Annotated in this window: 20 protein-coding genes; 9 read left to right on the plus strand and 11 right to left on the minus strand. The window is 38.4% G+C overall.

What is annotated here, in order from left to right; all coding sequences use genetic code 11:
- Positions 1 to 11: 11 nt before the first annotated feature.
- Positions 12 to 1,295 carry a hypothetical protein gene (locus MM239_RS00205; RefSeq protein ID WP_241345744.1) on the minus strand — a complete coding sequence of 428 codons (1,284 nt, stop codon included), beginning with the start codon at positions 1,293 to 1,295 and terminating at the stop codon, positions 12 to 14.
- On the minus strand, positions 1,279 to 2,004 hold the full coding sequence (locus MM239_RS00210; protein WP_241345745.1) for a type III pantothenate kinase: 726 nt from the start codon (positions 2,002 to 2,004) through the stop codon (positions 1,279 to 1,281). The genes MM239_RS00205 and MM239_RS00210 overlap by 17 nt, the downstream gene beginning before the upstream one ends.
- Before the next feature lie 167 nt (positions 2,005 to 2,171).
- Here MM239_RS00210 and MM239_RS00215 point away from each other — a divergent pair, with 167 nt between their 5' ends.
- From MM239_RS00215 to MM239_RS00225, 3 genes are all read left to right on the plus strand, one after another.
- Positions 2,172 to 3,233, plus strand: coding sequence for an anhydro-N-acetylmuramic acid kinase (locus MM239_RS00215; RefSeq protein ID WP_241345746.1), 1,062 nt, complete (start codon positions 2,172 to 2,174; stop codon positions 3,231 to 3,233).
- A 214-nt stretch (positions 3,234 to 3,447) separates the two neighbouring features.
- On the plus strand, positions 3,448 to 4,674 hold the full coding sequence (locus MM239_RS00220; RefSeq protein ID WP_241345747.1) for a Glu/Leu/Phe/Val dehydrogenase dimerization domain-containing protein: 1,227 nt from the start codon (positions 3,448 to 3,450) through the stop codon (positions 4,672 to 4,674).
- Positions 4,675 to 4,866: 192 nt separating this feature from the next.
- Positions 4,867 to 6,369, plus strand: a complete 1,503-nt coding sequence (locus MM239_RS00225; RefSeq protein WP_241345748.1) for a sodium:proton antiporter — start codon at positions 4,867 to 4,869, stop codon at positions 6,367 to 6,369.
- A gap of 58 nt (positions 6,370 to 6,427) precedes the next feature.
- Here MM239_RS00225 and MM239_RS00230 read toward each other — a convergent pair whose 3' ends face one another.
- A complete protein-coding gene (locus MM239_RS00230; protein ID WP_241345749.1) occupies positions 6,428 to 7,840 on the minus strand; it encodes a DASH family cryptochrome in 1,413 nt (470 codons plus the stop codon).
- A gap of 133 nt (positions 7,841 to 7,973) precedes the next feature.
- Between MM239_RS00230 and MM239_RS00235 the strand changes: the two genes are divergently transcribed.
- Positions 7,974 to 8,558 (plus strand): hypothetical protein, encoded by a 585-nt coding sequence (locus MM239_RS00235; protein WP_241345750.1) that lies wholly within the window; start codon positions 7,974 to 7,976, stop codon positions 8,556 to 8,558.
- A gap of 18 nt (positions 8,559 to 8,576) precedes the next feature.
- Here the strand turns inward: MM239_RS00235 and MM239_RS00240 are convergent, their stop codons facing one another.
- The 3 genes from MM239_RS00240 to MM239_RS00250 all read right to left on the minus strand — a co-directional run bounded on the left by MM239_RS00240 (position 8,577) and on the right by MM239_RS00250 (position 11,394).
- The gene (locus MM239_RS00240) at positions 8,577 to 9,533 is read right to left on the minus strand and encodes a Fic family protein (RefSeq protein WP_241345751.1); all 957 of its coding nucleotides are present in this window, start codon (positions 9,531 to 9,533) and stop codon (positions 8,577 to 8,579) included.
- Positions 9,534 to 9,777: 244 nt separating this feature from the next.
- Entirely contained in the window at positions 9,778 to 10,200 is a 423-nt protein-coding gene (locus MM239_RS00245) for a secondary thiamine-phosphate synthase enzyme YjbQ (RefSeq protein WP_241345752.1), read from the minus strand.
- 180 nt (positions 10,201 to 10,380) lie between these two features.
- Positions 10,381 to 11,394 carry a dipeptide epimerase gene (locus MM239_RS00250; RefSeq protein ID WP_241345753.1) on the minus strand — a complete coding sequence of 338 codons (1,014 nt, stop codon included), beginning with the start codon at positions 11,392 to 11,394 and terminating at the stop codon, positions 10,381 to 10,383.
- 80 nt (positions 11,395 to 11,474) lie between these two features.
- Here MM239_RS00250 and MM239_RS00255 point away from each other — a divergent pair, with 80 nt between their 5' ends.
- From MM239_RS00255 to MM239_RS00265, 3 genes are all read left to right on the plus strand, one after another.
- Complete coding sequence (locus MM239_RS00255) at positions 11,475 to 12,947, plus strand: M14 family metallopeptidase (RefSeq protein ID WP_241345754.1); 1,473 nt, start codon at positions 11,475 to 11,477, stop codon at positions 12,945 to 12,947.
- Positions 12,948 to 13,024: 77 nt separating this feature from the next.
- Positions 13,025 to 13,756: an SIMPL domain-containing protein gene (locus MM239_RS00260; protein WP_241345755.1), complete on the plus strand. Its 732-nt coding sequence runs from the start codon at positions 13,025 to 13,027 to the stop codon at positions 13,754 to 13,756.
- 75 nt (positions 13,757 to 13,831) lie between these two features.
- Positions 13,832 to 14,293, plus strand: coding sequence for a YehS family protein (locus MM239_RS00265; protein WP_241345756.1), 462 nt, complete (start codon positions 13,832 to 13,834; stop codon positions 14,291 to 14,293).
- Between the two features lie 89 nt (positions 14,294 to 14,382).
- Here the strand turns inward: MM239_RS00265 and MM239_RS21125 are convergent, their stop codons facing one another.
- The 3 genes from MM239_RS21125 to MM239_RS00275 all read right to left on the minus strand — a co-directional run bounded on the left by MM239_RS21125 (position 14,383) and on the right by MM239_RS00275 (position 16,924).
- A complete protein-coding gene (locus MM239_RS21125; protein WP_394801469.1) occupies positions 14,383 to 14,478 on the minus strand; it encodes a helix-turn-helix domain-containing protein in 96 nt (31 codons plus the stop codon).
- An 85-nt stretch (positions 14,479 to 14,563) separates the two neighbouring features.
- Positions 14,564 to 15,700 (minus strand): hypothetical protein, encoded by a 1,137-nt coding sequence (locus tag MM239_RS00270; protein ID WP_241345757.1) that lies wholly within the window; start codon positions 15,698 to 15,700, stop codon positions 14,564 to 14,566.
- A 93-nt stretch (positions 15,701 to 15,793) separates the two neighbouring features.
- Positions 15,794 to 16,924, minus strand: coding sequence for a DUF4221 family protein (locus MM239_RS00275; protein WP_241345758.1), 1,131 nt, complete (start codon positions 16,922 to 16,924; stop codon positions 15,794 to 15,796).
- A gap of 432 nt (positions 16,925 to 17,356) precedes the next feature.
- On the opposite strand from MM239_RS00275, the gene MM239_RS00280 reads away from it, so the two are divergent.
- Positions 17,357 to 17,563: a hypothetical protein gene (locus tag MM239_RS00280; protein WP_241297731.1), complete on the plus strand. Its 207-nt coding sequence runs from the start codon at positions 17,357 to 17,359 to the stop codon at positions 17,561 to 17,563.
- Positions 17,564 to 17,580: 17 nt separating this feature from the next.
- Entirely contained in the window at positions 17,581 to 18,975 is a 1,395-nt protein-coding gene (locus MM239_RS00285; RefSeq protein ID WP_317235592.1) for an IS701 family transposase, read from the plus strand.
- 23 nt (positions 18,976 to 18,998) lie between these two features.
- On the opposite strand, the gene MM239_RS00290 is transcribed toward MM239_RS00285, so the two are convergent.
- Entirely contained in the window at positions 18,999 to 20,570 is a 1,572-nt protein-coding gene (locus MM239_RS00290; RefSeq protein WP_241345760.1) for an Rne/Rng family ribonuclease, read from the minus strand.
- 182 nt (positions 20,571 to 20,752) lie between these two features.
- Complete coding sequence (locus MM239_RS00295; protein ID WP_241345761.1) at positions 20,753 to 21,568, minus strand: tetratricopeptide repeat protein; 816 nt, start codon at positions 21,566 to 21,568, stop codon at positions 20,753 to 20,755.
- Between the last annotated feature and the right edge of the window lie 6 nt (positions 21,569 to 21,574).

Genomic DNA, 21,574 nt, shown 5'->3' on the forward strand with positions numbered 1-21,574 from the left:
AGGTGTTTTGTTTATTCAAATGTTCGTTTATAAAACCACGTGTTATCGTTGAGAGAAAATCCAAAACTAACGTTGAAGTAGTTTTCTCTAATGAGACCGTCTCCAGTTGATCCTCGAGTACCAACTTTCAAAGCCACGTTCACCAATGACAGAGAGTTTACTGGTATCGATCCTCCAAAATTAATGCCAATATCTGTGATCTGTGATTGGTTAACTACATAGGGAGTTTGAATATATTCTACCCCCGCTCTGTAAGTTCCTCTTTTGAAAATATTGTCCATAGAGAAGACATCTGGAGTAAACTGAGCCCCTAGGCCAATTTTAAAACTCTCCCCTAATTCCCCAAATTCTCCAGAAAAATTCCTGTATTGACTGAAGTCCTGGTACTGCGCTTCTAGACCAACTACAAACTTATTGATTTTTTCAAAAGACACACCATATCCCATCCTATTTGGCAAGAAAATGGTTCCAGGATCATTATTAGAGATGATATCACCTGGTGAATCTGGATCGCTAGCTTCGCCCAAATCTGCAACTTTGGCAAATTGTTTTCCTTTAATGTCTCCAAATGAATGATAGAAGGCACCAAAATGGATATTACTTTGTTTTCCTGATCTGAAAAAGTAATGTGCTCCTGCTTTAAAAGAAACGTCCGATACTGTTAATCTTTCATAATATTCTGATGTAGCTCCCACTACTGCACTTGCGGTATCTCTTAGCGTCAATTGATTGGTTCTGATGGTTGAGCCAAACAAATACGAGCCATGAAGACCAATGCTTAAGTTTTTGGCCAAAACATAACCAGCCGAAATGTAGCCTTCAGTGATACCTCCATCTCCACGGATCTGATTGATCGCATTCAGGTTTGAATTGGTAACATCACTATTTACGATGATGTTATAATTCACGCTAGAAAGCTGGTTTATCCCCATCCCCATGGTGAACTTATTCGGCTTGAAAGGCAGGGACATAGCCAAATAAGAAAGTCCCCCACTTGAGAGTGATTCATTTTCTGTACTACTTGAAGCTTCGATGGATCTGTAATTCAAGGCAGCTTGAAAATTAAATGCTGTATTTCTCGTAGAAAGAGCTGGGTTTACATTGTTGATGGCATAGCCAGTCCCGTAACTGACTCCAAGTCCTCCCATAGCTTGATTATGCGTAAGTCCACCGTAACTGAATTCTCCTAGACCTAAGGCACTATACGTAGAAGCACTTGTCTGAGAAAAAGCGTTGGAAAATATGAAAAAGACACCAATAGTGCCGAGTAATCGCAGTCTATTTTTTATTGACATTGTATGTTAATATTCTATCCAATCCGTATAGTACCAAATTGGGGATTACAAATATGTGGTCTTTTGTTAAAGTTTCAAAGTAAATTGAGTCTCCTCCGCAAATAATGACCTTTAAATCTTGATGTTGCTGCTTTAATGCATCCACAAAACCTTCGATTTCGAATCGAATACCGTGATAAACTCCGCTCTGCATGCATCCTTCAGTATGCTTACCAATCAATTGAATTTGTTCCAAATTTGGAAAATTCACTAAAGGAAGTCGAGCTGTTTGCTGGTGCATGGCTCGGAATCTCATGCTCATGCCTGGAGAAATCCCTCCACCTTGATATACATTTTGATCGTCCAAGAAATCAAAAGTAATGCATGTACCTAAGTCAATAGCCAATAGATTCCCTATGGGGAAATTGGCCCTGGCACCGACCACGGCAGCTTTTCTATCCACTCCTAGGGTCTCTGGAGATTCATAGCCATTTGCGATGGGTAATGGAGTATCTTTTGTCAAATACAAATATTCAAATGCCAAAATCTCCTTAAGCAATTCATTATCCTGATTTACTGAACTCACTAAGCACGCGTCAAAATTAAGCTTGTTTGCGTATGCTGCCAAATCCTCCAATCTTTCAAAATTTCGGGCTTCTGGAGAATTATTCTCATCAAAAACAGCCGACTTGATCCTCGAATTGCCAATATCTACGATTAATCTTTTCACTTTGAACTTAAGCCGTTTGTTGAATTTATTTGCTTCTACTTATTTGATTGTGTTCAAATTGACTCATCAATCAACTCGGCTAAATTAGTCATTTTCGATGCAGCCATGATTTGAAAGGAATATTTTTAACTTTATGCCTGCATATTTAACATAAATTAACCAAGCACATGTCACAAACTTATCATATCATCGGACTTATGTCTGGCACATCTTGCGATGGACTTGACATTGCCTATTGTAGATTTGACCATAATGATGGGTGGGGTTTTCAAATCCTAGAGGCAGATACAGTCACCTTTCCGATGGATTTGGAAGTTAAACTGAAAAGAGCTCACCTCATGTCTGGTCTGGATTTACACTTGCTAGATGTTGAATTTGGAAAATGGATGGGTGATCAAGTAAAAACCTTCATCAACCTTCATCAAATTCAAGTAGACGCAATTGCTTCTCATGGACATACTATTTTTCATCAACCACAACAAAAGCTCACCCTTCAGATCGGAAACGCATGGGCATTACATGTGGCAAGTGATAAACCTGTGATTAATGATTTTCGAATGCTCGATGTACAGCTCGGTGGTCAAGGCGCTCCGTTAGTTCCAATAGGTGATCAGCTGCTTTTCCCTTCCTTTTCCTACTGCCTGAACTTAGGCGGCATCGCCAACATCAGCATGGATATAGATGGCAGAAGAAAAGCATTTGACATTTGTCCTTTCAACATCCTCCTAAATCACTATGCCAATCAACTCAATTTGCCATACGATAACGGTGGAGAAATTGCCAAATCTGGGATTATAATACCAGAAATACTCGCTGAACTCAACGCACTTCCTTATTATCGACAAAAAGACGCTAAATCTCTGGGCCGTGAAGACTTGGATATATACTTTGAAATATTGGATAGGAATGAGCAAAATAAGGTTGAAGACAAGCTTCACACATTAGTAACTCACTATGTGTTTCAGGTTAAAAAATCTATCTCCAACTACACTGGAAACATGCTAATCACAGGTGGAGGGGCCTACAATGAGTACTTTATAGAGACTTTAAGAAAAGCTTTTGAAGGACAAATTCATATCCCTGATGCTGAACCAACCATCATAAACTTCAAAGAAGCTTTACTTTTTGCTTTTCTTGGCGTTCTCCGACTTAGAAATGAGACAAATTGCCTAGCATCAGTCACTGGAGCTAATAAAGATAGCTGTGGGGGAATGGTAATAGGTATGTAAAAGTAAATTTTACGTCTAACTTCAAAGATACGAATATCCAAGTATTCTATATCCAAGCCATGTGTGATGGATTCAGGTATTCTTAAAGCTTAAGTATTTTTGCATGTAAAGAGAAATTAAGGGTCAGTTATAAAATTTCATATCCCCACAAACGCAATACTTATCTCCGAAATATTCCTATTTTTGTTTGCATAAAAACCCAAATATTAGAGATATGAAAGAGTTACTCAAAAGATTTGAGAACAAACAACCTGAGATTGTATTTGAATGGAGTGACAGCGAAACTGAAGCAGAGGGCTGGGTAGTGATCAACTCACTCAGAGGTGGAGCAGCTGGAGGAGGTACCCGAATGCGTAAAGGACTTGACAAAAGAGAAGTAGAGTCTCTTGCCAAAACGATGGAAGTGAAATTCACCGTCTCTGGTCCAGAAATTGGCGGTGCAAAATCAGGCATCAACTTTGACCCAAATGATCCTAGAAAACCTGAAGTGCTTAAGCGCTGGTACGCCGCTGTGATGCCGCTTTTGAAGAATTACTATGGCACTGGTGGAGACCTCAATGTAGATGAGATCCATGAGGTCATCCCTATTACTGAATCTTACGGCTTGTGGCATCCACAGGAAGGTGTGGTCAATGGACACTTTCATGCTTCAGAGCCACAGAAAATCAGAAAAATAGGACAGCTACGTCAAGGAGTCTCCAAGGTGTTGGAAGATCCTCACTATACCCCAAATGGCCCTAAAAAATACACTGTCGCTGACATGATCACAGGCTTCGGTGTAGCAGAAGCGGTAAGACATTACTACAAAATCTGGGGTGGTCAACTCAAAGGTAAAAGGGCAGTCATCCAAGGATGGGGAAACGTAGGTGCTGCTGCGGCATGCTTTCTCGCAGTAGAAGGAGTAAAAATCGTAGGAATAATCGATAGAGATGGGGGATTGATAAATCAAGAAGGTTTTTCACTTGACCAGATCAGAGAGCTTTTCATCAGCAGACATGGCAATAAGCTGGTAGCACCAAACATGATCCCGTTTGATGAGATCAATTCTAAAATATGGAATTTGAAATCGGAGATTTTTATCCCTGCAGCAGCCTCGAGGCTAGTCACAAAGGATCAAGCTGAGCGCATGGTAAATGCAGGTTTGGAAGTTATTTCATGCGGAGCTAATGTGCCATTTGCTGATCCAGAGATTTTCTTTGGCCCTACAGGCTTATGGGCTGATGAGCAAGTATCAGTGATTCCAGATTTTATAGCAAATTGCGGTATGGCTAGGGTCTTTGCCTATCTCATGTCCGACACCGCAGAATTGACAGATGATGCAATATTCAAAGATGTCAGCAAAACTATCTCCAAAGCGATGAAAAAAACATTTGTGGCAAATCCAGCTAAAACTAAGATAGCGCAATCATCTTTTGAAATTGCACTTAAACAACTCGTATAATAATTTCACCAATCATCAGCCAGTAAGCAAAGATCAAAATTATTTGCTGCTGGCTGATTTAATTTCACTAGTGGTTTTCATTCAAAATAAGTAGTTTAGCAAAACCATATCTCTAAAAAAACATAACCGATAGAGATAAAAAAAAGCTGAAAACTAGGCTAATCTTTCGATTTACCCTTTAATATTATTTGAATGAAGAATTTTATTGCGGCAATTATCCTGATTTCTGGGGTTTTATTTGCCATACCTTTTTCAGAGGCTCAAGCACATGCCTCTCCTCAAACTGAGCAAAAAGATAGCATAGATGCTACCGACCCCATCACGAGTGTAGCGGCTCATATTCATGATGATGTCAATGATATACATCACGATGCGCCCATGTGGTTAGTTATACCTTTTGTGATGCTACTTTTGATGATTGCAACAGGACCATTGTTTTATGAGCATTTCTGGCATCACAATTATCCAAAAGTTGCTGTGGGCTTAGCGATGATTGTCGTCTGCTATTATTTGTTTGTATTAGGCAATGCACATGGCCCAGTCCATGCACTAGCGGAATATGTCCAGTTCATAGCATTGTTAGCTTCTTTATACATAGCTTCTGGTGGTATTCTTATCGAAATAGATAAGAAATCTACCCCATTGGCAAACGTTAGCTTACTACTTATCGGAGCAGTAATCTCCAATCTGATTGGCACTACTGGAGCATCCATGCTTTTGATCAGACCTTTTATCAGACTCAATAGAGGAAATATTCAAGCTTATCATATCATCTTTTTCATTTTCATGGTAAGTAACATTGGTGGCTCATTGACACCTATTGGTGACCCTCCTCTATTCCTTGGGTTTTTGAAAGGTATTCCTTTCTTCTGGACGCTGGAACACAACTGGCCTGCGTGGATTTTGGCACTAGCCGTATTAGCGATTATTTTCTACTTCATAGATAGAAAATACGGAAAGGCTAAGGAAGAAGAAATAGAAGAAGTAGTATATACCAATAAATTTGGATTGATTGGTGCAAAGAATTTTGGTTGGTTAGCAATCGTTATTGGCTCCGTATTTTTAGATCCAAATGTAATTGATTGGGTACCTGCTATACGATACGATGGGCAAAAATTCTCTTTCTTGAGAGAGATCATCATGCTATCTGTAGCTTATCTTTCTTATCGATTTGCAGATCAAAAAGCAATCAAAGGAAATGAGTTTAACTTCGAACCAATCAGAGAAGTAGCATTCATCTTTATCGGTATCTTTGGAACGATGATGCCAGCACTAGAGCTGGTGGGGAACTTTGCAAAATCTCCTGAAGGTGCAGAACTTATTACACATAATACCCTTTACTGGGGAACAGGCCTTCTATCTGGATTCTTGGACAATGCACCAACTTACCTGAACTTCCTCGCAGCGGCAATGGCCTCTCAAGGTGCTGAAATCAGTAATGTCGCAATGGTCAAGACATTTGCTATGGATGGATACCACGACTCCGCTTTCGAATTGATGGCTATATCTATAGCTGCGGTATTTTTTGGAGCCATGACATACATTGGTAATGGACCAAACTTCATGGTAAAATCTATTGCTGAGCAAAGTGGCATCAAAATGCCTTCATTCTTTGGCTATATCATAAGGTTCTCTATACCAATTTTATTGCCCATTTTGTTTATCACTTGGTTAGTGTTCTTTGCATTTGTATAGATAATTCCTTTCGGTTTTGTTAACTATTTAAGTCTAACGGCTAATATTGCAGTTAGGATCACCAAGACAAATCTTTGATTGGGTATGGGTACTTATCACCTATACCCAATTTTTGTTGCTCAGATTTTGGCAATAAAAAGGGATGATGAGCTGCAAATCCCTTCACTTCCTGTAATTCTTCGATCCAGTGCCTGATATAAGCTCCTTCACCATCATACCTTTGAGCTTGGTTTGGAATATTGAAATAGCGATTTTCTCGAGGGTCATTACCAACCCCTGCGACATAGAGCCAATTGCACCAATTGGAGCATACATCGTAGTCTACCAGCAAACTTTCAAAGTATAAAGCACCCCATCTCCAATCTAGGCCCAAGTCATTCACAAGAAATGAAGCCACAAGTTGCCTACCTCTATTAGACATAAATCCCGTTGTATTCAATTCTCTCATATTAGCATCGATGAATGGAATCCCTGTAAGACCACTTGCCCATTTATCAAATAAGTCTCTATCACGATTCCACTTCTCTGATTTTGACTTTATTCCTTCAAGTTGAAAAATCTTTGCACCATGTTTTTTGGCAATGAACTTAAAATAATCTCTCCAAATCAACTCAAATATCAGCCAGTAGGTAGATTGATTTTTCACACGCTTGTCTTCATAAGCTTTAACTTCCTCATAAATATACCTAGGAGAAATACATCCAAGAGCAAGCCAAGGAGAGAACTTACTACTGTAATCTTCTCCAAGCAAACCATTCCTAGTGTCTTTATAATTTTTTAACCGATCTCTATTCCAAATATATTCTTGGACTCTCTTTTTCCCCGCCACTTCCCCTCCTTGGAATCGAATTGCACACCTTTCATCTACTATTGCCTCAACTTTCAACCATTCTGGCATTTGAAAAGATTCATCAAATACAGCTGATGGAACAGGAATCGCTATTGGCTCTGGAAAAGATGGCCTTACATCTACGAATTTTTCACATTCCTTTCGGAATTTTGTAAAAACTTCTGGCGTATGAGCGACAGGAAAAGGCAAATCCTCAAGATGAAATAAGGTGCTTTGCCAAAAACTAGCAGTTTTGATACCTGCTTTCCATAAGTTTTGTTCGAGGGCATTTTCTACCTGCTTTTCTTCAAAAGTGATCTCTTCTGAAAAGAAAACATGTTCGACATTGTATTTTAGCGCAAGCTCAGGGATTACTTCCTCTGGTAAACCATCTGTCATATACAAATTCCCTCCTTTAGCTTGAATCTGCATCTGAAGATCAAATACTGACGCTAACAAAAACTGCGAACGAAAAGGCGCTGTCCTTGGAACCCCAATTTCTGTATCGACAAAAAATCTAGGATCAAAGCAATAAACAGGTACAATTTCTTCCGAGCGTTCTAAAGCTACGCATAACGCTTCATGATCATGTATCCTCAGATCATTTCTAAACCAAACTAAAACTCTTTTGTATCGCTTCACTCTCAAAAAACAGCTTGTTTAATTAAAGTGTTTGGGCTATTCAAGAATTTATTCTTTAATTGTTGTGAAAATGCTATAAATGAAGATTCCATCTAAATAATTTTATTCAATTTAATTGCTCAAAACTTAAATCATGAAAAAATCAACATTGCTTATTATCCTTCTTTTCATTACAATATACACCTATGCACAAAGAGATCAGACCAATCAGGAACCTGGATCAACTGCTTTCTGGGAAAACCTAAGCAAATTGTGCGGAAAGTCATTTGAAGGAGAAATGCTCAATGCTTCTGAAAAGGATCAATTTTATGGTAAAAAATTAGTGATGCATGTAAGAACTTGTGAAGATGGAAAGATAACTATCCCTTTCCACGTTGGAGATGATCACTCCAGAACCTGGGTACTGACCATGGAAGAAGGGGGCATGATAAAGCTAAAACATGACCACCGCCATGAAGACGGAAGCGAAGATAGGATTACTCAATATGGAGGAACGAGTTCAAATTCAGGAATGTCAAAAATTCAGTTCTTCCCTGCTGACCAGGAAACTACTGACTTGATTCCTTATGCAGCGACTAATGTATGGTGGATCACTTTAGATGAAACCTCATTCACTTATAATTTAAGAAGGATCAACAATGACACTGCTATCAATGTCAAATTTGACCTTACCAAAGAGGTAGAGACACCTCCTACACCTTGGGGCTGGGAGGATTAATACAAATAAAGGGAAGAATCAAGATTTCTTCCCTTTCTTCCCTTGAAGGTAACTTTCAACTGATTTTTTGGATGTGTACCACACACGACCTTCTTTGTATGCTTCTATTTTTCCTTGTCGCGCCAACAAACTGATGTACTCTTGACCATATGGAACATCAGGCTCTTTGACGATATTCGAAATTGCATCAAAATCACCAGTGGTATCCTCCAAGCTGTTGAGATAGATGGTCAGCGACCTATCAACAGCTTGAACAATAAGAAACAATAATTTATCAAAATTGCCATTGTTAGCCAAATTCAGCGCTTGATAATATCGCTTTCTATCCACTCCTAAAATAATAGCTGGAGGAAAACCTTCCTTCATAAGCAGTAAATTCATAAGTAGCCTAACCGTACGTCCATTACCGTCAAAAAAGGGATGAACCCATACAAAACGATGATGAAACAAGGTGACCTTTTCGAGGATATCTAACGTACTGTTATTTTCCCAATAAATTAGTTCAGAAATAAGGTCTGGTACTTTATGCGCATTGGCCGGTATAAAATTAGCTCCTCCAATACGTACACCAGCTGTTCGAAATCTTCCAGCAAAATCCTTTTGGATCTTATTGAGCACTATTTCGTGCACATCCAACAAGTCTCTTTCTGTAAGTCTATAATCTGGTGACACCAAAGACTGAACATAATCTATGGCTTCTCTGTGATTTACAATTTCCAAATGCTCATTTAAGGATTTTCCACCTACAGTAACCCCATCTTCAAGCACCATACGGGTCTCTTGCAATGTAAGTGTATTTCCTTCAATATGGTTGGAGTTATAGGTCCACTCTACATTCAGGTTCTCTCTAATATTGCTCAATATGGCATAGGGAATAGGGCGAAACTCATCCAATCTTAGCTTTTTCTTGTGCACAGACTGCATGAGTTGCGTGGTGTTTTCACTCAATTGCCCTATATTAAATTCAAATTTCATACCTCAAAGGTATTACTTTTTCATTAAAATCGGAAACATGTTTTTTTATTCTATCCGATATTTACACTAATTCCTTTGGACAAAAAATCTTTTTACCTTATTGCTGGATTGATAAATCGGAGCCATATTTTTTCTACTCCTCATGATTTGCCAAACTCATTTCAGTATCGGTAATGAAAAGTTTACTTTTTAGCTAACAAAACTTTGTATGTTTCTAAAAATGATTATCTCCAATTCAAATTTATCATACACCAAAAGCAGTCAAAACCAGCCCTCTAGATCCACCAAAATCTCTAAATTCACAAAGATAAATTCCTTGCCAAATTCCGAGGTTAAGTTTTCCACCAGTTATAGGTATTTGAAGACTATTTCCCAAAAAACTGCTTTTCAAGTGCGCAGGCATATCATCTGGACCCTCATACGTGTGGATAAATCGTGGATAACTTTCTGGAACTAGCTCATCAACAAAGGTTTCAAAGTCCTTTCTTACGGTAGGATCTGCATTTTCGTTGATCGTCAATCCTGCTGAGGTATGTTTGATAAAAATCTGTAACACCCCTTGATGAACCTGCTTGAATTCAGGAAATTGGTTTTCAATCACATCAGTAATCAAATGATAACCCCTAGGGTAACTTTTTAGCTTTATTTCTTTTTGGAAGAGCTTCATAGTAAATAAATCCTATTGTTCTTGATCAACTAGTTTAAATAGGGCGCGCTGAAAACCTAACTAGAGAATAAATTCTTGAAATTTTGATGAATACCCTGTTTAACGTTAATGAGTATAGTCTTTTTAGACAGGAGCTAGTTTATTCAATGATCCAGCTTGATTTGCGTGCTCCTGAAAATCTCAATGTACCAGTTCTGCACCTATCCCATTTCCCTCTGGAAAAGTAATCGAATTCGAAGTGATCACAACCCCACGTGCTATATCATCCTTCAAAAGCATAGCCCCATCCATATCTACATAATCTAGCAAAGCCGCTATATGAGCTATGGCAGTGATTCCAACAGAAGATTCCGTCATGCAACCAACCATAGTCTTCATTCCCAGACTTTTGGCCTCAGCAATCATCCTCAAACCAGGAGTGATGCCACCTGCCTTTACCAGTTTGACATTGATACCGTGGAAAAGACCGTGACATTTCTTTACATCTGACGCTACAATGCAGCTTTCGTCAGCTATCACTGGTAGCTTGCTGTATTTAAACACCTCCTTCATTCCTTCCAAGTCGTCTTTCCCGAGTGGTTGCTCCATAAATTCAACGTTGAGCATTTTCAATTCTTCTGAGAACAAAATAGCCTGTTCAGCTGTCCAAGCACAGTTGGCGTCTATTCGGAAAATAGCATTTGTATGCTTTCTGAGCTCTTTGATGATCTCTAAGTCATGATCCGTCCCCAATTTGATCTTATAAAGTGGCCAGTCTACCTCTTTCATCTTCGCTACCATTTTTTCGACAGTGTCTATACCAATAGTGAAGTTAGTCAATGGAATATTCTTTGGGTTTAGCTTGAGAAACTCATAAAGCTTCATTCCCTTCTTCTTAGAATAAAGATCCCAGGCAGCCATATCGAGTGCACATTGTGCAAATGGGTTATTTTCGAAAACCCCCTTACATAGCTCCCATAACTCCTCAGGACTTTCCCAGTTCCCAGACAAAACCAAATCCTTGGAAGCCTCTAATGATGAGCAAATATTTTCTTGAGTCATTCCATAAAATGGATTGGTAGTAGTCTCTCCAAGACCCATAAATCCTCCATCTTCCAACATGACTATTACGGTATCTTGTATATCTCGACTTTGATGAGCAATAGTAAAGGTGTGTTTGAGAACGAGGTCTTTGACAAAATAGCTAAGTTTCATATTTGATAGGGTTTGGAACAAAAGTAAATGTATTTTTTTGCCTAAGTTTACATTTTAATAAAATTCTTGCCCCTTTCAACATGAATAAAACCCTAACCTCACGCTATTTGCTCCTGCTATTTTTAGTCTCTTCTTGTCAAACTGAAAATGTTAATAAAGCTCCCGTTGACCTCAATGCATATCATGAAGCATACGATAATTTTAAGGAGACTAGCATTAATAAGCGCAGATTCAAATACGATGAAGTCATACACTTAGTAAATGATAGAAAAGGCACATTCGAAACCATAGAAATAGGCAAGTCTGTTCAAAACAGGCCTGTGTATCAAATGACCACTGGAAAAGGATCCACCAAAGTAATGCTCTGGTCACAGATGCATGGAAATGAAAGCACGGCTACCATGGCTTTGTTTGATTTGATGAACTTCTTGGAAGGTTCAGCTGATGATTTTGATAATATCAGGAATAAGATTCTCCAGAACCTCCAAATTCGAATCATCCCAATGGTAAATCCAGACGGAATGGATTTATGGACGAGAAGAAACGCACTCTCCATAGACCTCAATAGGGACGCTATAGCCTTGACTTCTCCAGAAGCCAAGATACTAAAAGAGGCACGGGAATCATTCGAGCCAACATTTGGATTCAACCTTCACGATCAGCAAACCTACTATAATGTCAGCCAAACCAATAAACCTGCCACCATTTCCGTACTTGCGCCTGCATTCAACTATGAAACTGAAGTCAATGATGTCAGGAAAAAAGCCATGCAAGTGATCATCGGCATGAATGAAGCCTTGCAACTAAGTATTCCTGGACAAGTGGGTAAATATGATGATGCTTTTGAACCTAGAGCTTTTGGAGATAACTTTCAAAAATGGGGTACTAGCACCATTCTTATAGAATCAGGTGGCTACCCAAATGACCCCGAAAAACAGCAAATAAGAAAATTGAACTTTATAGCAATGCTTCACGCACTTGTTTTGATTGCTGATGATGCTTATCAACAGTACAAGATTAAAGACTACTATGCCATACCTGACAATGACTTGAAATTAATGGATGTTTTGATCAAAAACATCACCTTAGAAAATGACGGCTTGCCTTACCAAGCAGACTTAGGTATCAAAAGAAGAGAAGTAGAGGCAAATGGGGACTATTTTGTCAATGGAACAATAGATGACTTAGGAGATCTTTCAGTATTCTTTGGATATGAAGAAATAGATGCCGCAGGCATGAAAGTAGTAGAAGGAAAGCTTTTCCCAAACACTTTTGAAGATATCGATAGCATAAATGAAGAAAGAATAATTGAACTGTTGAGGGCCGGATACTTTGCCGTAAGCGTAAATCAAGTGCCAACTGAATCCATGCTGCACAAGCTCCCCGTACAAATCTTATATCAAAAATCAGAGCTTTCTTCATCCCTTGAACTTGGCTCTGGAGCAAACTTCTTTTTGCAAAAAGATGATGAGCTAAAATATGCAGTAATCAATGGTTATTTGATAAATTTAGAGAATTCTATCAAATCAGATTTCAAGATGAGGATCTATTAAGCAACTTCACGCTAATATCAAAAATCTGGCAAGAAAATGGATAGCAAATCCTTACTCAGCATCTAAAACAAATTCTCATGAAAAAGCACCTTACTGCAGCCATTTTTGCACTTTCAATTATCGTCGCAGCCGCCATTTTAGGCAATGCAATCATCAATAGAAATAAGAAATCAGGAACAGTCGATGTGACGGGATTAGGAGAACAAAATTTCTCCTCAGACTTAGTCGTCTGGGAGGGAAACTTCAGTAGGGAAAGTTATGATATCAAAGATGCCTACGCAGACCTAGAAAAAGATCGTAAAGCTGTTACAGATTACTTGGTAAAAAAAGGAATTCCCACAGAACAGATTATCTTTAAAGCAGTAAATACAAACCCACGCTATCAACAAAACTATAACAGCAGCGGCAATTACATGGGTCAGACATTCCTAGGGTATGAACTGAATCAATCTCTTCAAATAGAATCTAAAGAAGTAGAAAAAGTAGATCAGATATCTAGAGAAATCACCGAGCTACTTTTACAGGGCGTACGCTTCTATTCTCAGCCACCAAGATATTATTATACCAAGCTAGAGAGTCTGAAAATAGAAATGATCTCAAAAGCCACTGAAGATGCACGCCTTCGAGCCGAAAGAATAGCCGAAAACTCTGGATCAAAACTTGGAAAACTCATCTCTGCCAACATGGGAATCTTCCAAATCACAGGCCAAAACTCCGCCGAAGATTATTCTTGGGGAGGTACACTCAACACCAGCTCCAAAGAAAAAACCGCATCTATTACCATGAGGCTGAGCTATAGTGTCAAATAACTTAAAATGAGTAAGAAAGGTAAAACGACAAAAGTGTGACCTTGAATATTCCCAAACAGCATCAATAAAGCATATATGAACAATAACGACATTCTCAGAAGCCTTCGGTACACATTTAACTTTAATGATGAACAGATGATCTCCATTTTCAAGAAAGGAACACTAGAGGTCAACAGAGAAACAGTAAGCAATTGGCTCAAGAAAGATGATGACCCCGCATTCAAGGCGATATATGATGTAGATTTGGCGTCATTTCTTAATGGACTGATTGTCAAAAATCGTGGCAAGAAAGATGGAGAAGATCCAAAGCCAGAAAAGAGCCTGAACAACAATATGGTATTCAGAAAACTCAAAATTGCACTGAATATGAAGGATGAAGATATCTTGGATGCTTTGGACTTGATAGGTTTTAGGTTTAGCAAACATGAGCTTAGCGCACTATTCCGCAAACCCACTCAAAGCCAATTCCGCCCCTGCAAAGACCAGGTTTTGAGGTATTTTTTGAAAAGTTTGCAAGTTAAATATAGACCAGAATGAGGGGTTGATTAGGGTGAAAAATAGGGCTTAGCTTGATTATAAGAAGGTTAACCCAATTCTTCTATTTAATCCTTGTTCAAGGATCCGAATCAATGTTGACAACTATTCCTGTTTCCTTTTCCAGTTTCCAGTTTTGAAATATAACTTTTCTCTGTCCCTACCTTTTTCGCTAATTGCTCTTGCATCAGGTTTGCTTACTTTCACTTCCTATTATTTTTTGTTCCATTTTTATCAGTCTATCGAATGTTTTGACTTTAAAATAATCTTTCATTAATCTTCCTGCCTTCTCAATTCATAAATAGCATACCTGGAATAATCTTGCTCTACCTCTACACTTTCTCGTATTCTCATCAACAGCTTACCATCTCGGAAGGATAGAATCTCTGAATGTGGCTCTGCTTCCTCTGGGAATGCTATTTCAAACCTTTCTTGACCTTCCAAGGAGACAACCATTATGCTGTAGCAAGCTGGGTCTTTATGAGCCAAATAATCAGGATTGCTATCCATTAGATTCTGAATTTCCCCTTCTGATTTCCCCATAAAGTAAACCAAAACAATTGTATGCTTATCTAGCTTGTACACACCAACATTTCTAGCTTGATTTGAAGCAAGAAAAGATTCATGATCCAGAGAAATCTTACTGACCAGCTCAAAACCATTGAAAATGTCATAAATACCCAAGATTGAACTGTTCTTAAATGTCAAATATAGTAACCCCTCTTCTTGATCCAGGTGAAAAATTTGAATTGGTCTGAAGTATTGAGCTTCAAGCTCTGAATCATTGAAATACTCCATATCCAAGCTCAAATCCGACTTTAAATCTTTAGCCGAAGTGCTGTAATACTCTAACAGTTTTTGCTCTTGCAATACTTCATTCTTTTCAAACTGATGAAAGCTAAAACCTGAAAAAAAGCTAGCAAAAAAAGAAAAATCAGTGCCATTTTCACCCATAAAGTAAGGCACTTTGAATCTAGGACCAGAATATAAGAATACAGAAATTTTGGGAGAAAATTTTATCCTTTCAATGACATGCCAGTCAGTATCATACTTTATCAACTCTCCTGCACTCTGAAGAAAATAACCCTCTTCATCCTGACTAAAGGAAGCAGCAGTAAGTAATGAATTGTACTCATCAGGCCCCTCTCCTTGAAGCTTGATGCTGTTTAATTCCTTTCCTTGATAATCAAGAACGACAAACTCTTCATTAATAACATCATAGCCAAGATAATTTCTCTTCGATTCATTAAAATCAAGAATCCTGACAGCATTTTCTCTGGGGATATCAAAGGAATCCACCTTCACAATATCGTACATAACATCACCTCCAAAAAGATTTTCACTTCTTTGGTTACTACCACAGGATGTGATTACCCCTGGCAACAATATTAAAAACAAAAGCCTTCTCATAGTTAGTAATTATTTATGGATAAATACTCTTGATATGTTTATCATATACTTCTTAAAGAAATTTCTTGGCGGAAAATATTTTTGAGTTAATGATCATTTATTAATACTTATCCTAACAAATCCCATTTCATCATCCATATTAGTAAACACCCATAGCTTCCCCTCCTTAGCGAAATACTTTGTGCTTTCTGTATCAAGTTCTGGAACTTCTACTTCTGAGACTAAATTAAAGTCTTCGTCAAAAACAGTTAGAAAAACTTTTACTTCTTTAACTTGGGGAAGAAATGCATTTTCTGGCTTAATATCAGTAAAAACTCTTTGGGCAGATAAACGCAGATACCTCTTATTTACCTGATCCCAGACTGGAGGACTGAATTTTATCTGTTCTAAAAAGCCCTGATAAAATTTTTTTAATATTTCTACAGAGACTATTTCTTCTTTCTCAATTTGTTTGACACTTTTAGGAGTTAATGTAGGTTCATAAGAGACCTTTTTTACTTGCTCTCCTCCAGTATCAAAAATGTACATTTCATTGGAAAAGTCATGGCTAACGATGGCGTAACCATTTTCTGCAGTAAGATACACCATGGGATCTAAAAAATAGTAGTGACCATTATCATCAAACTCCAAAATATTGTTTTGATATACCCCTTCAGAATCTATTTCAACAGTCTCTTTTGTATGTTCATTTACTGACAAAATTTCTAAGCTAACACTCCTATCACCTTTATAGGACAAGCCAAAAACTTTCATAGAGTCGTTATAACTTAACGTAAGTTCATTCCTTAACATCTGAAAATCTTCACCTTCGTTGACTTTAGACCAGTCTGCTTTTTTGAGAAGTTTAGCATCCATATTGAAAACACTTGATTGAACTGATCCTTTGATAAAAAATAAGTCATTTGCCAGCGCATAAATATAATTTACATAACTCGTACCGTTAGGTCCTTCTTTTTGAAATGGAATACTTTGTACAAACTCCAGTCTTTCCAGATTGATCTCATCTATGGAATGATCAAATCTATTGAACAAATAAATGGCGTCTTTGTCAAAATTCACGCTAGCATTGGTAATATTTCTGGAGAGATCGAGATTTCTTTCTTTGGAATCAATCACTAAAGTATCTAGACTATAAGAAATTGCATGAACATAATCATTACTGGTATTTTGACTACACGAGAAATGTAGACATAATAAAAGGGCAAAAATCGTGTGCTGCTTCATAAAATTCAATATTGACTAAAACTATAGCTAACTACTGTAAGGTTTATTTAATTTTTGAGAGGAAAACACAACCTCTAAACACCTCATTTTTAGTGATATTTAGTAGGTGGTTTGAGTGTTGTTTGTCAAGTGATATAATTTCATACTTTAAATAAAGATGATGCATAAGATAAACAATTAATGATAAAACTAAAATTTTATCTGTAAGAGTTTGAAAAACATGAGCTGTAATCTTCGAAAAATAACCAATACACCCTTCTTGGAAAAAGATCTTTGCTCAAAATTAGGCGCCATTAAACGAAAAAAAGCGAGACTATTCAGTCTCGCTTTTTACTCGACTTTGGCTATTTACTAGTTTGGAGAAAAAAAAGAGTCACAATTTGGAATTGTGGCTTTTTTTTTAGACTTTTATATCTAGTTATTTGACTAGATATGGGATATCCAACTAAAATTCAGCTCATAAAGAGAGCGAAAAGTGAACAATGGTACATCAACTTTCCCGCAGCAGTGGCTCAGGCTATTGAATTTGAACAGGGAGAAATAGTCGAGTGGATTATTGATGATCACCAGAGACTAGTACTTCAGCGAAGTGAGAAGGCTACCGAAGGCCTTAAAAAAAAACTGCCCAACAAAACCTGAAAGAGGTTTTTGAATCTATCTTTTCTCAATGTAAAGGAGCCTTTAAGCAATCTCGTACCTGGAAAAGAGCCTTTGGTCTTGCCGAAGGTGTTTTGGGTTGTGTAGGAAGGAGTACCGTTACAGGTATGATATCTGCTACCGGGCAGCATTTCAAAGACTGGTCGGCAGCCTATCGGCTTTTTCAAGGCGACAGGATGGATACAAGCAAGCTTTTTTCGGTGATCAGGAAGACAGTAGCGGATGCTATTTCGGCAGACGAAAGGGAGATTTATGCCCATATGGATGATACCCTGTTGAGAAAAAGGGGTAAAAAAGTATCTGGGGCAAAATGGATGAGAGACCCCCTTGGCCCTCCTTTCCAGACCAATCTTGTATGGGGTCAGCGGTTTATTGAGGTATCTCTCTCCTTGTGTTCCAAAATGGATAAAGTTCAGGCAACCACAATACCTGTGGACCTTCAGCACTGCCCCTCTGTCTCCAAACCCAAAAAAGACAGTCTCCAAGAAGAACACGACCTGTACAGGGAAGCGCAGAAAAAAATGAAACTCAGCGTAATCGGAGCTCAGAGAATCTCTGAACTGAGAAAGGATCTTGACAAAGACGGACATAACGAAAAAACGCTGGTTGTTAGCGTTGATGGCAGCTATACCAATGAAGCTGTTCTTAAAAAGCTAGATGAAAATGTCGTTCTAATTGGTAGAATACGTAAGGACTGCAAGCTCCACGAATCACCTGAAATCTCCCAAAGCAAAGGAAGAAAACTTGTTTATGGAAAACAATTACCAACCCCCGAGCAGATCCGCCAGTCAGATGAATATGAATGGAAAGAAGTCAAAGCATGGGCTGCAGGGAAGGTTCACACTTTTAATGTCAAAACAGTTGAGCAGGTGAGATGGAGAAAGTCAGGACCAATGAATTTAAGACTGATTATCATAAGGCCAGTAAGTTATCGACTTACAAAAAAATCAAGGCTCCTTTACAGGGATCCAGCATACCTAATATGTACATCTACAGAACTATCGCTTGAAAAAATCCTTCAGGCATATCTATGGCGCTGGGGCATAGAAGTGAATTTCAGAGATCAGAAGACATTGATGGGATGTGGCCAGGCCCAGGTGAGAAAAGAAAAACCCTGTAGCAAAGTACCTCAATTTATTACTGCTGTTTATTCGATGTTACTCTTATCTGCGTCAATAGCCAAAATAACTGAATTACCACGTCCTAAATGGTATAAGAAAAAGAAAAATCAGAGGTTAACAACCCAAGACTTTATCAACCAATTTAGAGCAATAAACTGGTCTGATTCAGTCAAAATCAATTTCTCCGACTTCGTGAACATGGAGCAAAAACAACGAAGTACTAAAAATTACCCAGTTCATACTTTATCAAGCCTATTCTATAATAGAAATTAGCCAAACTTAAGAAAAAAGCGAGACTATTCAGTCTCGCTTTTTACATTTAGTTCTATTTCTTCTCCTGAATCGTCCAGGAATCTGTACTCCGTCACAGGTAGTGAAGAATCTTTGATCAGTTTTACCCATTTGAAATATTTGAAAAACCATTTGATCCTTTGTGAAATGATGCCATTTGTAAAATAGGCATGCAAATAAGGATGTAATCCAATTTGGATTTTCGAAACATTTTGGATCGTAGCCATATGTTCTAGATCTTTCTCTAGTTTGTCGGCTACAAGGATTGAAGCTTGTATTTTGCCTGTACCGTTACATGCCGGACAGGTTTCTTTGGTGACTATATTGACTTCAGGTCTCACACGTTGTCTAGTGATCTGCATTAGACCGAATTTGGTCAATGGTAACACGGTGTTTTTAGACCTATCAGATTTCATCTCTTCTTTCATCGCATCAAAAACAGCCTTTTTGTTATCAGCTTTTTTCATATCGATAAAGTCAATGACGATAATCCCTCCCATATCTCGGAGGCGCAATTGTCTGGCAATTTCTTTTACAGCTACCAAGTTGGTTTTGAGTGCCGTTGTCTCTTGGTCGCTTTCTTGATTAGACTTGTTGCCACTGTTGACATCCACTACATGGAGTGCTTCAGTATGCTCTATGATGACATAACCACCTTGTGGTAGGCTGATTGTCTGTCCAAACAAGCTTTTGATTTGCTTCTCTATTCCAAAATTTTCAAAGAGCTTAGCTTTACCATTGTAAAGCTTAACAATTTTTTCTTTTTCAGGGGCAATCGATCTTATATAAGATCTGATCTGATCATAGATCATTTCATCCTCTACTGTGATTGCATCGAATGATTCGTTGAGCAGGTCTCTAATGATAGATGACGCCATGCTCATTTCTCCTATTATCTTGTCTTTGGCTTTAGCTTTGGGTAGCTTTTTCATCCCATCTTCCCACGTGGTCACCAAGTTTCTGAGGTCTTTGTCTAGTTCCGTTACGGACTGACCTTCGGCCACAGTTCTGATGATCACACCAAAATTGGCAGGTTTGATGGAAGTGATTAGCCGCACTAACCTACGCCTTTCATCTGCGCTTCGTATCTTTTTGGACACATTGACTGTATTCGAAAAAGGTACCAGCACCAGGTATCGACCGGCAATGGAGAGCTCACAGGATAGTCGAGGACCTTTCGTTGAGATTGGTTCTTTGACTACTTGTACCAGTATTTGATTGCTTTTAGGAAGGACATTGGAAATTTTTCCAAGCTTTTCTATGTCTGGTTCAAGGTCTAGTCCTTTCAAATTGTAAGCAGAGAGATTTCCATTCTTAGCTAGTTTCGTAAACTTGTTCAGGCTATTGATCTGGGGGCCTAGATCCTGATAATGCAGGAAGGCATCCTTTTCATAACCCACATCAATGAAGGCTGCATTGAGCCCATTGACGATCTTACGTACTGTGCCGAGATAGATATCTCCTACTTTGAACTTGTTGTCTTCTCCATCTGCATGGAGCTCCACCAAGCTCTTGTCCTTCAAAAGGGCGATACGACTACCGCTTTGAGCAGAATCGATTAATAATTCTGTGCTCAAATCGTGTCTCTGTTTATGTGAATGAACGTTTACTGTAAAAACTCAAAAAGAAGAAGTAATTAATTACTTCTTCTTGTGTCTGTTTTTTCTAAGTCTCTTCTTACGCTTGTGCGTAGCGATCTTATGTCTTTTTCTTTTCTTACCGCAAGGCATAGTCTTGAATTTAAATGTTGAACAATTATTTACAGCCTCTCAAGGTAGCTATCTACACTAGACAGAACCTGTGGATCTGTGGTCATGCTTTTCACTTGCTCGAATTGCTTTTTTGCTTTGTTATTTTGCTTAGACTCGTAGTAGCTGACTGCCAAATAGAACTGTCCCTGAAGATTGGAAGGATGAAATTTGATCAATTCTTCGAATCTTTCAGCTGCTCTTTTGTACTGCCCTGACTGCATAGATAGCACTCCCATGTTGAAAAGTGCGTCTTCATTGCTAGCATCTGCTTCCAGCACCTCCCTTAGCATGGTAATACCATGCATTGGGTTGGAAGAAGACACATACGTCATGGCTACTTTTGTTTTTAAATCTAAGCGGCTTGGATCTTTATCCAGAACCTGATTGAGATACTTTCTTGTCTTTTCGGCAAGAAAGGAAATCTTTTGCTCATTGAGCGCAAAGGTGTATGCTTCATAATATGCATTTCCTGTTCGCTCTTGACGTTCAATATTATTTGATTTATCCAAAGCAAGCTCTTGATAATGCGCTGCACTATCATATTTGCCCAATTCTGAATAAATCTCGGATATTGCGTCTGCAAAGGTAACGAAATTTTCCTTATTATCAGCTGCTGACAGCTTGCCTCTTAAAGTGGCAAGCTCATCAGCAGTAGATTCATCTATCGCTCCCATGTGTGAAGGGGCCGTTTCGGCAACTTCCTCCTCACTAGTCGCAACTTGATTCTGCCCCTCATCATTGTCTACAACTACTCTTGGTAGTGAGTATAATATACCGATGGCTACTATACCGACTGCAATGGCTATGATTTGGGATTTTTTCATAAGGAA

Origin of the sequence: Belliella filtrata, assembly GCF_022549775.1 — a bacterium.
Taxonomy (GTDB): domain Bacteria; phylum Bacteroidota; class Bacteroidia; order Cytophagales; family Cyclobacteriaceae; genus Belliella; species Belliella filtrata.